This window comes from Streptomyces sp. NPDC057424 (genome assembly GCF_042803315.1).
Taxonomy (GTDB): Bacteria; Actinomycetota; Actinomycetes; order Streptomycetales; family Streptomycetaceae; genus Streptomyces.
On sequence record NZ_JBHVCP010000038.1, the window covers coordinates 1 to 13,436 of the forward strand.

The 13,436-nt window shown below is 72.5% G+C and carries 10 protein-coding genes and 3 pseudogenes; 6 read left to right on the forward strand and 7 right to left on the reverse strand.

What is annotated here, in order from left to right; all coding sequences use genetic code 11:
- Window positions 1–94 precede the first annotated feature (94 nt).
- Window positions 95–544, reverse strand: a complete 450-nt coding sequence (locus ACFU3E_RS26105; RefSeq protein WP_384162895.1) for a hypothetical protein — start codon at window positions 542–544, stop codon at window positions 95–97.
- Window positions 545–808: 264 nt separating this feature from the next.
- On the opposite strand from ACFU3E_RS26105, the gene ACFU3E_RS26110 reads away from it, so the two are divergent.
- Window positions 809–2,005: a hypothetical protein gene (locus tag ACFU3E_RS26110; protein ID WP_384162898.1), complete on the forward strand. Its 1,197-nt coding sequence runs from the start codon at window positions 809–811 to the stop codon at window positions 2,003–2,005.
- Window positions 2,006–2,068: 63 nt separating this feature from the next.
- Here the strand turns inward: ACFU3E_RS26110 and ACFU3E_RS26115 are convergent, their stop codons facing one another.
- The 3 genes and pseudogenes from ACFU3E_RS26115 to ACFU3E_RS26125 all read right to left on the reverse strand — a co-directional run.
- Entirely contained in the window at window positions 2,069–3,622 is a 1,554-nt protein-coding gene (locus ACFU3E_RS26115; protein ID WP_384162901.1) for a serine/threonine-protein kinase, read from the reverse strand.
- Window positions 3,619–4,416, reverse strand: coding sequence for a serine/threonine protein kinase (locus ACFU3E_RS26120; RefSeq protein WP_384162904.1), 798 nt, complete (start codon window positions 4,414–4,416; stop codon window positions 3,619–3,621). The genes ACFU3E_RS26115 and ACFU3E_RS26120 overlap by 4 nt, the downstream gene beginning before the upstream one ends.
- A gap of 103 nt (window positions 4,417–4,519) precedes the next feature.
- Window positions 4,520–4,965, reverse strand: a pseudogene (locus ACFU3E_RS26125) (SAM-dependent methyltransferase); the annotation flags it as partial.
- Window positions 4,966–4,987: 22 nt separating this feature from the next.
- Here ACFU3E_RS26125 and ACFU3E_RS26130 point away from each other — a divergent pair.
- Window positions 4,988–5,113 (forward strand): annotated as a pseudogene (locus ACFU3E_RS26130) (class I SAM-dependent methyltransferase); the annotation flags it as partial.
- Between the two features lie 60 nt (window positions 5,114–5,173).
- Here the strand turns inward: ACFU3E_RS26130 and ACFU3E_RS26135 are convergent.
- Window positions 5,174–6,076: a hypothetical protein gene (locus ACFU3E_RS26135; protein WP_384162907.1), complete on the reverse strand. Its 903-nt coding sequence runs from the start codon at window positions 6,074–6,076 to the stop codon at window positions 5,174–5,176.
- Between the two features lie 345 nt (window positions 6,077–6,421).
- On the opposite strand from ACFU3E_RS26135, the gene ACFU3E_RS26140 reads away from it, so the two are divergent.
- Complete coding sequence (locus ACFU3E_RS26140) at window positions 6,422–6,871, forward strand: spore-associated protein (protein ID WP_384162910.1); 450 nt, start codon at window positions 6,422–6,424, stop codon at window positions 6,869–6,871.
- Window positions 6,872–7,068: 197 nt separating this feature from the next.
- Complete coding sequence (locus ACFU3E_RS26145; protein WP_384162913.1) at window positions 7,069–8,835, forward strand: FAD-dependent oxidoreductase; 1,767 nt, start codon at window positions 7,069–7,071, stop codon at window positions 8,833–8,835.
- Window positions 8,836–8,857: 22 nt separating this feature from the next.
- Here ACFU3E_RS26145 and ACFU3E_RS26150 read toward each other — a convergent pair whose 3' ends face one another.
- Window positions 8,858–10,246, reverse strand: coding sequence for a glycoside hydrolase family 43 protein (locus ACFU3E_RS26150; RefSeq protein ID WP_384162916.1), 1,389 nt, complete (start codon window positions 10,244–10,246; stop codon window positions 8,858–8,860).
- Window positions 10,247–10,487: 241 nt separating this feature from the next.
- On the opposite strand from ACFU3E_RS26150, the gene ACFU3E_RS26155 reads away from it, so the two are divergent.
- The gene (locus ACFU3E_RS26155) at window positions 10,488–11,915 is read left to right on the forward strand and encodes an amidase (RefSeq protein WP_384162919.1); all 1,428 of its coding nucleotides are present in this window, start codon (window positions 10,488–10,490) and stop codon (window positions 11,913–11,915) included.
- 59 nt (window positions 11,916–11,974) lie between these two features.
- Window positions 11,975–12,421, forward strand: coding sequence for a type II toxin-antitoxin system PemK/MazF family toxin (locus ACFU3E_RS26160; protein WP_384162922.1), 447 nt, complete (start codon window positions 11,975–11,977; stop codon window positions 12,419–12,421).
- Here ACFU3E_RS26160 and ACFU3E_RS26165 read toward each other — a convergent pair.
- Window positions 12,384–13,231: pseudogene (locus tag ACFU3E_RS26165) on the reverse strand (TIGR02452 family protein). The gene ACFU3E_RS26160 and the pseudogene ACFU3E_RS26165 overlap by 38 nt on opposite strands.
- Between the last annotated feature and the right edge of the window lie 205 nt (window positions 13,232–13,436).

The following is a 13,436-nucleotide window of genomic DNA, read 5'->3' on the forward strand; positions in this document are numbered from 1 at the left end:
GCCACCGGGAAACCGGTGGCCCGCCACAGGCGGGTGGACGCCGAGGGGGCGGACCGGAGTTCCGGCCGCCCCCCCGTGCGGTGTGTCGTGCGGCTCAGTACCAGGCGGTGTTCACCAGGTCGTGGCCGTCGCACGAGAGCAGGGCGCGCGAGACGCGGCCGTTGAGGTTGTTGCCCATCTTCGTGTAGGCGTAGTTGATGTTGGCGTCGACGGTCTCGGAGACCCAGCCGTCATTGCGGCCCACGCTGCTGTCGGAACGCTGCAGAACGGCCACGCAGCCGGGCCGGGAGTTCTCGATCCGGGCGAACGAGCCGCACTTGTCGGAGTAGAAGTACTTCAGGGCCATGCCCTCGGCGTGCAAGGTGGGCCCGATCTGCCGGAACGAGCCCGTGCAGAACGAGGTGGTGGGGTACTGCCCCTCCATGCCGTAGAGCCCGTAGTTGCCGCCCGAGTACGGCTGGGCCTGGGCGGAGGCCGGAAGGAGCGCCATCACCGCGGCGGTAGCCCCCGCGGCCAGCAGTGTCCTGAGTGATCGGCGGCTCATGAGCCCTCTTTCGTGGGTCGACGGTGATTCCGGTCGTGAGCGGCGACCGGGCCCCCGGCCGGCCGTCGTCCGCTCGCTGGTCGTGACCGTACGGGGCGTCACCGCACCGCCGACACCTGACACTTATCAGGGTCGGGGCCGCAGGTCGCCCCGCTCTGCCGGAACCCTGACATTCGTCAGGACCACCCGCCCCGCCCGGGCTCCTATCGTGGCGACGCGGGCCACCACCCCGTGGGACAACCGGGTGATCCAGGAAGGGCAACCATGCGCATGCTCCTGCGTGGCGCCGCCGCGCTCACGGCCGTCGTCACGGTCGCGTCACTCACGAGCGGTGCGGCAGCACACCCCCGGGCGGAAAAGGCCGCCACAGCCGACGGGACCGTCCGCACGTCCGAAGCCGCCCGGATCCCGCCCGGCGTCACCGCCGGGGTGGCCGTCTTCGACCGCCGGGCCGGTGCGTTCACCGAACAGGTCAACGAGAGCGCGCAGTTCCGGTCCGCCTCGGTCGTCAAACTCCTGCTGACGCTGGACTTCCTGTGGGACCGCGGGCCCGACTACACCGTTCCCCCGGCCGACCGCGCCCGGCTGGAGGCGATGCTGCGCGGCAGCGACGACGACGCCGCGAACCACTACTGGTCGACGTACGGCGGCTCGGCGATCATCAACCGGATGACCGCCCGGCCCTCGCTCGGTCTGCGCGACACGGCGCCACCGCCCGCCGAGTACGCGGGCTTCTGGGGCTACACCGCCCTTTCCGCCCGGGACACGGTGGCGATCTACCGGTACATCCTGGAGAAGGCGCCCGCGCCCGTCCGGGACTTCATCATGGACAACCTGCGCCGCTCCACCCGCTGCTCCTCCACCGACGGCTTCGACCAGCACTTCGGTATCGCGGGGTCGTTCGAGAGGCCCTGGGCGGTGAAGCAGGGCTGGGCCGGGAAGTACGGGAAGGGCACATGCGGCTCTGCGGCGGCGCCCTCGGGAACGCGGGCGGAGTCGGCCGCCCCCGCTCCCCGCGCCGCGGACGTGGACCTCACCAGCCCCGCACTGCACACCACCGGCACGGTGGGCGCGGACGACCGCACGATCGTGGCCGTGCTGACACTGCACCCGGTCGGCACGTCGTACGGCACGGCGTACACCGATATCGGCCGGCTGACCCGCTCGCTGAACGTGCCGGGCGGAGTACGGCCCGCCGGAACCTGGTTCGGCACCTGGGGTGAGCTCGTGAGCGTCCGCAAGGGCCCGACCACGGACGGCGAGCGGATCACCCGGCTCCCCGCCGGGGTCGAGGTGCTGGTGGGCTGCCAGACCCGGGGCCAGGTGGTCGACGTGCCGCCCTACACCAACGAGTGGCGGGCCTATCTGCCCCAGTACGGGGGCTACATGTCCAACATCTACATCAGCTCGCCGGACAACCGGCTGCCGAACGTCCCGGAGTGCGGCTCGCCGCGGCCGTGACGGGAACGGGGGACGAGCGGTGGGCGGGGCTGCGGCTCCGCCCACCGCTCGCGTTGGTGCGGTTCAGCCCTCGTACTCGGCGAGGTAGCGGAGCACCTTGTCGACGTGCGGCCGTACCCGCTCCGGTACGCCGCGCTCCTCGATGACGGTGCGGTCACTGGTGCGGTAGCCGGCCGCGACGAGCGCGGGAAGGTCCTTCTTCGGCAGCCCGGCCTGCTTGAAGCGCTGGTCGAGCCAGCACACGTACAGACTCATGGTGGCGATCGCGTCCGGCGGCGACATGTGGTCCTTGTCGCCGTCACCGTCCCCGTCGACGGCCCAGGCCCGGAACACCGACGGCGTCCACATGGCGATGCCGTACTCCTCGCTCTGCGGGCGGGAGGCCTCCGCGTCGAAGTTGCTCTCTGCCTTGAGCAGCGCGGCGAGCAGGGCGGGCGTGATCTCCTCGTCGGTGCAGCGGTGGGCCGCGCGGGCGATGACGGGGCGCAGTTCCCGGGGTACGTCGGAGTTCTCGGGAATCTCACCGGCCGGCGGTCCGGCCGTACCGGTGGCGGTGGGGGCGTCGCGGGCGGACTCGTCGTCCTGGGTGCCGCCGCCTCCGCCGAGCAGGGCCGCCCCGGCGATGGCGGCGGTGGTCAGGACGACCAGTCCGGCCGCGACAGCGGGTACCAGGCGTCTTCGGCGGCGGGGCGGGCCGCCGGTGACGGCCTCGACCCGGGCCGCGACACCCTGCGCCGTGTGCGGGAGGCGGGCGGCGTGGTCGGGGGCGAGGCAGTCTGCGATCAGCCGGCGCATGTCCTCGTCGAGGCCGGCGTCGAGCCGCAGGGGCGCGGTGCCGCGCGCGTAGGTCTGGGCGGCGAGCGAGCGGGCCCGGGCCGTCGCGCCCGGGAAGGGGTGGAGGCCGCCGGTGAGGACCTGGTGGGCGAGAACGCCGAAGGCCCAGATGTCGGCGGTGGGCCGGACGACGGCGCCCTCGGTGCCGGTGCGCTGGGACCACCACTCCGGCGGCAGGTGGTCGAGGGTGCCGAGCGGCGGCAAGTGGGCGTGTGTGCCATCGAGTTCGGCGGCCAGGCCGAAGTCCGCCAGCCACACCTGCCCGGCCGGCCCCAGCAGCACGTTGGCGGGTTTGAGGTCGCCGTGCACCCAGCCCGCGTCGTGCATGTGGGCGAGTCCGGCGGCGACTCCGCGCAGGACGCGGTCGGCGTCCGCGATCGGTCCGCCCGTCCCGGCCGCGTCCAGCACGTCCTTCAGGCTGGCCTGGGCCCGGTCCATGACCAGCGCGATCGCGCCGTCCAGGGCGGGCAGTCCGGGTGCCTCGACGGGGCACACAGCGTGGGTGCGGACGAGGTGGGGATGGTCGGCCTTAGCGCTGAACCGGACCTCGCGTGCCACGAGTTCACCGAGCGCCGCACGCTGCCCCGGCCCCAGGGCGCCGGTCGGAAGCACCTTGATGGCGACGGGCGTGCCGTCGGCGACCGTACGGGCCTCGTACACGGTCCCCCAGCCCCCGGAACCGATGACCGCGCCCACCTCCCAGCCGTCGATGCGGAAGCCCTCCGGGAGCCCGGGCGGGCGAGGGGCCTCCAGGTCGTCGTCCCGTTCCCCGGGCGTCGTCATGCGCCGGCCTCCTGCGGGTGGGCGAGGCGGCCCGCGCCGCGGGGCGGAAGCAGGCTGAGGTGCTCCTCGCGGACCAGGCCGAAGCGCAGGGCGACGGAGGCGAGCCGGGTGCGCTTGGCGCCGGTGCGGCCGCCGTCGGCCGCGGCCGGGGCCTCCTCACCGAGGTCCAGGCGCAGTTTGGCGAAGGAGAGGTAGTCGATGTGGTAGTTGACCGCGGAGCGCGTCAGGTCCCGGCAGGACTCCAGCGGCCGCAGTCGCTCCACGATCTGCCCGACGCCCGGCAGCGCCGAGTCGGAGGGGTCGCGCAGGCGGGGCTCGCAGAGGGCCACCAGGACGAGGAAGTACTTCGACGTCGGGTCCAGGGCGAAGGGGTGCACGGTCTGTTCACCGCCGCCCGGCACGGACTGCTCGCCGAGATAGGCGTGCTGCGGTGCGAACACCTTGAACGCGGCGGTGCCGGACAGGGCGGGCAGCACCACACGGGAGAACTCGAAGGGCACGGGCGCCCCGAGCCGCCCGGGCGCGACGGTGAGGTACTCGCCGGCTCCCTCCAGGTTCTCCACCACGTACGACACGCTGCGGCTGAAGTTGGACAGCCGCCAGTAGTCCCCCGCGGCTTCCAGCTGCCCGGCCCGCCGGGAGATCCCGGGGTCGGTGAGGACGATGCGGACCCCCGCCCCGCCGCGTCCGAAGTCCGCGATGTCCCCCGGCCCCAGGTGGATCAGTTCGGGACTGCCCGTCTCGTCCGCACCCCACCGGGCGGTACCGGGCAACTGCACGATGATTGTTTCCACGCGGACTCCCCCGCTGATGTCGCCCCCGATTTGGTCGCGAGGATTGTACGGTCGGCTGCCGCTTGCCGCGGAGTGGGCGCGGCCGCCCTCGGGCGGTGGTTTCCGGGCGCTGTGCGACGAACACGAACTCCCGGCCCGGCGCGTCACGCACGTCCTCCACCACATGACCCTGCGCGGCGAGTTCCTCCTCCACCTCGCGCCGCTCGCGAAAGCGCAGCGTCGATTCCGACGTCGACGGCCGCCCGTCCGCGGCGAACCCATGGGTCCGCGGGAACGTCAGCGGCGGTCCGCTCACGTCGAGCAGACGGCCCGGGACCCGAGGGCGCCGACGCCGGGCACGTCCGTCCCGCCGTACGTGGCGGCGCGGTTCCACTCCTCCCAGGCGCGGCGGGCGGGTCTCCGCGTCGCAGACACCAGGCGCCCGCCGGGCCGCAGCGCCGCCCGGACTCCTCGCAGGGTCCTTCGCCAGTCCTCCGGGCCGGTGATCGCCTGGGTGGCGTTGCCCTTCATCGTCGCGTGGTCCGCGGTGAGCGGCGGCAGGGCCGTCGCACCAGCTCGGCGCCCGGACGAGGCGCGGAAGGCGCTCGACACCGGCTGCGGGACAGGGGTGTTCGCACGACCGGCGGCCCCAAGCGGCATCGAGGTCGTCGGTGTCGATCCCGCCGGGGCGTCCCTGGACGTGGCGCGCGGCAAGCCGCCATGCGCCCACGGTACGGAGGGCGGCTGCGGGACGGTCACCACCGGTGGCCGCGCGCCCTCAGCCGAGGCAGATGACGAGCAGGCAGAGCTCCTCGGACTTCGAGTCGGCGGGAGCCGTCTGGGGCGGGGTGGTCGCCGCGGGCGGAGGTGTCGAGGTCGGCTGCTGTGCGTCCGATCCGGACCCGGCGGCCGGCGGTGACGTGGGTTCGGTGGTCTTCGACTCGGCCGAACCGCCGGTGACCGTGTCGACGGTGTTCGTGACGGTCTTCCGCTGAGGCGCGGTCGTCAGGGGCAGCTCGCGGGGTGTTGCGCCCTCGTCCGTCCGCGTGTCGGCCGGCGTGGTGCGGGGGTCGGCGGCCCGGGACTGCTGGTGGCGCGAGGCGCGGTCGGCGTGCGGCGGAGTCGTGGGGGTGGGGGCGGAGCGCGGGGTGTCGGCCCGGCTGGGCGTCGGTTCGGTGTACGTCGGCACCTCCCCCGAGGCGCCGCCCATGGTGGTGTCCTCCGGCGTCGCGGCGGCCTGCACCCCTGGCTTCGCGTTCCCGTTCATCGCGGCGACGGTCAGACCGCCTCCGACGAGCGCGACCGCCGTCGCCACCACGGCCCGGCGCTGGTTCTTCTTCCAGCGGGCCATCTGACGGCGCCGGGCCGCCCGCCCCTGAGGCCGGGCTTCGATGCCCTCGGCCGTGCCGGTGTCCGGGGAGTCGAACCCGTCGGACGAGCCGGGGCCGGGGTCCTCCTGCGTACGCGCGGGGGTCTCGTCCCACACGGTGCCGTCGTGCCAGGTGCCTGTGTCCGCCGGGTACTCCCAGGTGGCCGGTCGCCCCGGGGCCTCGACGGGCGCTGGGGCCGGGCCGGAGCGGCCGTCGACGGCACAGGGGGCGATGTCCGGGGCATAGGCGCCGCACCCCGGGCAGACCAAGGCGCCGTTGAGGTGCCGACGGCACGAGGAGCAGTAGTCCATGTGTGGTTTCCCGATCTGGCTGTTCCGGCGGCACGCCGGCCGCGCCTGGTCACGTTCGCACGTGGGATCGAGCCGTAACGCTAACGAGACTTTGAAAGGGCGGTGTGCAGCCTGTGTGACACCCCTGCACAGATCCTCTGGATCTCGCGTGTGCCACAAGTGACCCGTGAGTAAAACGGTCGAAGTCCGGGAACGCTCGGGCAGCCCGGCCCCGGGCAGGCGGCCCCCGCGCACAGTCACCCCCAACTCCCCCAATTTTCCTGCGAACTGACGCACAACCCTTTGGACGCTCCGAGGGTCACACCATGCAGGAGCAACCACCTCGAAGAGTTGCAAGGGGGAAATATGCGATTCACCCGTTCCATCGTGGCCGCGTCCGCCGTGGCGGCACTGTCCGTGGGGACCATGACCGCCCTGGCGTCGCCGGCCTCGGCCGCACCCAACACCACCCCGCAGAAGGTCTGCGGAAGTGGGTACAAGACGGTCAACTCGGCGACCGTCGGCTCGCTGGGGACCGTCTACCTGACCTACAACGCCTCCAACGGCCAGAACTGTGTCGCGACCATCCGCAACAATCCGGGCAAGGCCGTGAACATGTCCGCCTGGATCTACGTCCCGGACACCGACGAGAGCCACTACGACGAGGGCCTCTTCACGTCGTACGCCGGTCCGACCTACGTCCAGGGCAAGGGCCACTGCGTCGACTGGGGCGGCAGCATCGCCAACACGTACGTGCAGGTGTACGGCTCCAACTGCGGCTCCCTGAAGGAGCACCGGGTCACCTTCACCCGCTGACCCCCTCCAGCCGGGCCGCCACTTCCCCCGCATCACGGGGGAAGTGGCGGCCCGGTCTCGTGCACGCCGTCCACACCGGGGCGGAACGGCCCCGGTGAGTGATGCGACATCAAGCCAAAGTGGCGCCGGCCGCCTTCCGGGATCGTCACCTCACCCCTATCGTCGTGCGCCGATGTTACCGACGGTAAGGGGTGGCGATGAGCGGCACCACGCGCAGAACGTTCCTGGGCACCGCCGCGGCCGCCGCCGGCGGCGGGGTCGCCCTCGGGACCCCACAGCGGGCTTCGGCCGAGAACGGCGCAGCGGCGCAGACCGTGGCCGTACTGGGCGGGGGCGTCGCCGGACTCACGGCCGCGCACGAACTCGCCGAGCGCGGCTTCCGGGTCACGGTCTACGAACGCAAGGCGCTGGGCGGCAAGGCGCGCAGCATGGACGTACCGGGCAGCGGCACGGGCGGCCGCCGCCCCCTGCCGGGGGAGCACGGCTTCCGCTTCATCCCCGGCATCTACCACAACCTGCCCGACACCATGCGGCGCATCCCGGTCCCCGGCAACCCCAACGGTGTCCACGACAACCTCGTCGCCCCCAAGGAGATGCTGTTCGCCCGGTCGGGCGGCCGCGAGGACATCCGGGTCCCGCTGCCCTGGCCCGGCAACACCCCGGCCGAACTCACCCCCGACGAGATCCGCCGCGCCTTCACCTCGGTCCTGGACACGGCCTTCAACCTCCCCCTCCACGAGGCCCTCTACTTCGCCAACCGCTTCCTGGTCTTCCTCAGCAGCTGCGACGAGCGCCGCGACGACGTATGGGAGCGGACGCCGTGGTGGGACTTCGTACGGGCCGGACGGATGTCCTACGACTACCAGCGGATCCTCGCCGTCGGCATCACCCGCAACATCGTGGCCACCAAGGCGGAGGAGGCCAGCACCCGTACGGTCGCCACCCTGCTGGAGGCCTTCGCCTTCAACCTCCTCGGGCGGGGCGCGGACGGACCACTGGACCGGATCCTCAACGCGCCCACCAACGAGGCCTGGATCGACCCCTGGGTCACGTACCTGAGGTCACTCGGGGTCGAGTTCCGCGTCGGCTGGACCGTACGGGACCTGACCCTGGGCGGGGGTGTGATCGCCGGGGCCGTCGTGGAGGACCCCGCGGGAGCGCGCCGGACCGTCACCGCCGACCACTACATTTCGGCGATGCCGGTCGAACACGCCCGCCGCACATGGAACTCCGCCGTACGAGCCGCCGACCCCCAACTGGCCGAGTGCGACCGGCTGGAGACGGACTGGATGACCGGCATACAGTTCTATCTGACCGAACGCACACCGATCCTGCACGGCCACCTCGACCTCATCGACTCCCCGTGGTCGCTGACCGCGATCGCCCAAGCCCAGCACTGGCCGGGTCACGACTTCCCCGCGGACTTCGGCGACGGCACGGTCGCGGACTGTCTGTCCGTGGACGTCTCCGAGTGGGACCGCCCGGGCATCCTGTACGGCAAGACGGCCAAGCAATGCACCCGTACCGAAGTCGCCCGCGAGGTGTGGGCACAGTTGAAGGCGGCGCTCAACGACAGCGGCCGTACGGTCCTGAAGGACTCCGTGCTGCACTCGTGGTTCCTCGATCCGGCCGTGGACGGACTCGGCACGCCACAGCCTGTCAACGAGGAACAGCTGCTCATCCATCCGGTGGGGACCTTCCACCACCGCCCGAGGTCGGTCACGAGGATCCCCAACTTCTTCCTGGCCGGCGACTACGTGGCCGTACCCATCGATCTCGCCACCATGGAGGGCGCCAACTCCTCGGCCCGGCAGGCCGTCAACGCCCTGCTGGAACAGATCGGCTCGACCGCCGAGCGGTGCACGGTGACCCCCTTGTACCGGGCCCCCGAGCTGGAGGCGCTCAAGCGGCACGACCGCACCCGGTACCTCCTGCGGCTGCCGAACGTCTTCGACGTCGGGTGAAAGCAGGCACGACAGGTGCGGGTCAGGCCCACGATGTCACTGGCGTGAACGAACTGTCCTGGCGGAACTGACCGGTTCCGTCGGAACGGTCCACGCGGAGCTGGTAGGCGTAGTGGCGCAGGTAGTGGCCCGGGTAGTTGTACGACTCGAAGCGGACGGAACCCGAGGCCGTGCCGGTGCGGAGGATGAACGTGGCGTCCTCGGCAAAGGTGCTCGTGCCGTCGTTCGGGTCGAAGCGGGCGCGGAAGTCCCAGTGGCGCAGGTAGTTGCCGGCCGCGTCGCGGAAGGAGCAGCCGCTGCCGTCGGCGAGTCCGGCCACGACCGTGAAGGTGGCGGCCCGCTTCTCGGCGGTGCTGCTGGAGGCGCTGACGACGGGGAGGTTGAGCAGGGAGGACTGCTGCTGCCAGTAGCGGGTGGTGTAGTTGGCCGAGCGGAAGGAGCGCGTGACGTTCCGGGCCAGGGCCGGACCGCCCCCGACCGTCTCCTTGACGACCGTGAAGTGCCGTGCGGTGCCGGAGATCGCGGGCAGCGCGGCCGGTGCCGACCAGGTGGCGAAGGTGTCGTGGCTGTCGCTGTAGTAGTAGTTCCCGTCGCCGTAGCCGTCGAAGAACATCCGCCAGCCGCCGTTGTCGAGCTGCACCAGGGCCGGACCCTCGCGGTAGCTGCCCCAGCCGGCCCAGTCGCCCGTCCGGCGGATCGTGTACGGGCCGGTGAGGTTCGGGGCGGTGGCGTACTCGATGTACTTCGTCGTCTCGTTCTTCGGGAAGGCGTGGTAGGTCGAGCCGGTCTTCACGATGAACGTGTCGATGTGGTTGGCGCCGATCCCGGAGAGGGCGACCGGTGAACTCCACGCCGTGAGAGCCGGGTTGGCGGCTCTCAGCAGATACGGGGTGAAGATCCACTCGTCGTTCGTGGTGGAGCAGGACACGATGACGCTCACGCTGCCGTCGCTGTCGACGAACCACTCGGGCGCCCAGGCACGGGAGAGGCCGGCGATCGGCACGGTGTGGTCGTACAGGAACGTCCAGTTGACGCGGTCGGAGCTGCGGGCGAAGCCGATGGTCGTACTGCGGTCCTGCCAGGTGCGCGTGGTGTAGGTGACGTAGTAGTAGCCGTCGGTGTGTCTGATCACGCTGGCGTCGCGGATCCGGCCCGCGGGCGGTGTGTACGCGGAGGAGCGCAGCAGCCGGAAGTCGGTGGCGTCGTCCGACTGGTAGACGTTGACGGTGCCGTCGTTGCTGTTGAGGAACGGCACGATGGTGTAGCGGGTGGCCGAGCCGTTCGGGGGTGCGGCGGCCAGGGCGCTGCCGAGCAGTCCCGGGGTCTCGCCGAGCAGGACCGCCGAGGCGGGCAGGGCGGCCAGGGCGCGCAGCAGCGTGCGGCGGGACGGGGCGGCGGGGTGTGGGGTCACGGACGGCTCTCCCTAGGACACCAGGATTCGGTATACCGAACAGAGTTCGGCAACTCGATCAGAAGTGGGGGCTCAGAACGTAAGGGCGAGGCGGAGAGCCGTCAATGGTTTGAACAGGGGCCGATGTGCCCAGTGAGAAAGATGCGGCCGGTGGGTGAACGTCCACTGCTGTCGTCGGCATTCCGCCATCGGCCACCGGACGTTACCGTTCGGTAGACAAGCCGCTTCCGGAGGTGTCCGTATGACGCTCGACCGTAGCGAAGGCCTGGCGGAGACCGCCCGTGCGCTGGCCGCCGGGGAAGTGACGTCGCGGGCCCTGGTCGAGCGGACCCTGGCGCGGATCGAGGCGACGCAGGGGAGCCTCAACGCCTTCCGGATCGTCCGGGCCGAGGCCGCGCTCGCGGAGGCCGACGCCGCGGACCGGGAACTGGCCTCCGAAGGCGCGCAGAGGCCGCTGCTCGGCGTCCCCGTCGCTGTGAAGGACGACATGGACGTGGCCGGTGAACCGACCGCGTTCGGCTGCTGCGGGGAGTTCCCGCCGGTCCCCGAGGACGGCGAGGCGGTGCGGCGGCTGCGCGCGGCCGGGGCCGTGATCATCGGCAAGACCAACACCTGCGAGTTCGGGCAGTGGCCCTTCACGGAGGGACCCGCCTTCGGCGCGACCCGCAACCCGTGGAGCACGGACCACACACCCGGCGGTTCCTCGGGCGGGTCGGCCGCCGCGGTCGCCGCCGGTCTGGTGCCCGCCGCGCTCGGCTCCGACGGTGCCGGTTCGGTGCGGATCCCGGCCGCGTGGACGCATCTGGTCGGCATCAAGCCGCAGCGCGGCCGTGTCTCGACCTGGCCGCGCGGCGAGTCGTTCCAGGGCATCACCGTCAACGGCACCCTGGCCCGCACGGTCGCCGACGCGGCCCTGCTGCTGGACGCGGCGAGCGGCAACCACCCGCAGGACCCGCACCAGCCCCCGGCCCTCGGCGTGTCCCGGGCGGTCGGCCGCGACCCCGGGCGGCTGCGCATCGCGCTCGCCCTCAAGCCGCCCTTCACGGCGGTGCCCGCCCGGCTCCTGCCCGAGGTGCGGATCCGGGTGACCGAACTGGCCGAGCGGCTCGCCGCGCTGGGGCACTTCGTCGAGGAGGCGGACCCGCCGTACGGGCAGATCGGGCTGACCTTCGTGCCCCGTGCCACGGCCGGGATAGCCGAGCGCGTGGGCGAGGCGCCCTTCCCGGCCCTGCTGGACCGGCGCACCCGGGACGCCGCCCGGCTGGGCCGGCTGCTCGGCGGGGCCCCGCTGCGGGCGGCACGGCGGGCGGAGACCGTGCTGCACCGGCGCATCGGCGGGTTCTTCACGTCCTACGACGTCGTCCTCGCGCCGACGACCGCCGCTCCCCCGCCACGGATCGGCGCCCTGCTCGAACTGAGCGGGTTCGCCACCGACCGGGCGATGATCGCCGCCTGCCCGTACGCCTGGCCGTGGAACGTGCTGGGCTGGCCCGGGGTCAACGTGCCCGCCGGCTTCACGCCGGACGGACTGCCGGTCGGCGCGCAGTTGCTGGGCCCGGCGAACAGCGAGCCGCTTCTCGTGCAGGTGGCCGCGCAGTTGGAGACGGAGCTGCGCTGGTCCGAGAAGTGGCCGTCGCCGCCGGTCACGGCACGTTCCGCTGCCGCCTGAGCCACGGCGACGGTGACCCGGGCGGCGTGCTCGGGTGGGCAGCCTCTAAGGTGCCCCCCGTGAGCACGTTTGCCGACGAGAACGTCCCCGGCCGTCACGGCCTTTCCGCCACCGTCCAGGCCGACCCGCGCGAGGTGGGCCGGGTCCGCACGGAGTACTCCCCCGCGCACGACGGCGACCCGGATCCCGGGGAGATCGTCTGGACGTGGGTGCCCTATGAGGAGAACGACGGCCGCGGCAAGGACCGCCCGGTGCTGGTGGTCGCCCGCGAGCCGGGCGGCACGTTCCTCGCGGTGCAGTTGTCCAGCAAGCGGCACGACGGCCACCGGGAGTGGGTGCCGATCGGCGGTGGGCCGTGGGACCGGACGGGCCGGGACTCGTGGGTCGACGTGGACCGGGTGCTGCGCCTGCACGAGGACGGCATGCGCCGGGAGGCCTGCGCCCTGGACCGCATGCGGTTCAACCTGGTCAGGCGCCGCCTGCAGGAGCGCTACGGCTGGAGCTGAACGTCTCCTCGAAGGCGCTCAGCACAGCACGCTCCCGCGTCCGGTCCAGGATCCCGAACACCACGTGCGCGAACGTCTCCGCGAACCGGCCGCCGTGCCCCAGCAGCGCACGGAACGCCTCCGCCACCTGGGCGGGGTCGTTGCGGAACACCCCGCAGCCCCAGGCGCCCAGGACGAGCGTGCGGTAGCCGTGGGCGGCGGCCGTCTCCAGGACGCGTTCGGCCCGGGCCGCGAGGGCCCGCGGCAGTTCGGCGGCCCGCTCGGGCGCCGTGCGGAGCACCACGCCCGCGTTGGGCGCCGGCGAGGTCAGGAAGCCCGCGGTGTACGGCTCGGCCAGCAGGCCGCCCCGGTCGTCACGGAAGACGGGCACGGCCGGCGAGTGGATGACACGGTCCGTGGAGAAAACGTGGTCGCGGTGGGCCCGGTGATGATCGCAGAAGGCGCGGGCCTCGAGGAGGCAGGTGTGGAGCGCGGAGGCCCGGCACAGTGCCTCCTCCTGGGCCTGGGCGCCGTTCAGATGGCCGCCGCCTGGATTCCGGGCCGAGGCGAAGTCAGCACGGCCACGGTCCCGCCGAGCCGACGGGCGGCCTCCGGGCTGCTCTCGCCCGTGACCTCGACCAGCGTCTCCCGCGTCCCCGTCACCCGAACGGCGGGCGCCGGCACAGGTTCCGGTCCGTACAGGCGCGTGCCCTCGCGCGCCGCCCGCAGTTCTTCCGCGATCGAGACCTCGCGCCAGTCCGGCGCGCGGTAGGCCCCGGCCGCGACGATCTGCTCGGTCTGCCGCGCGATACCGCGCAGGCGCGCGCTCACGACGCGACCCCCGTACGCGCCGTGAGCGCCTGCCGCGCGGCTCTCCTTGTCGTGCTCACGCAGGCATCGTGGGTGATTCCGGACCCCCGGTGCAACACAGTTTTCGCCAGGGGAGAACACCCGGGAAAGTTCCTGGAAACACCGGGGCAGGCCGCATGACCGCCCGGGCACGCCCCGCTTCGCCCCCTTGTGCCGAGCGACGTGA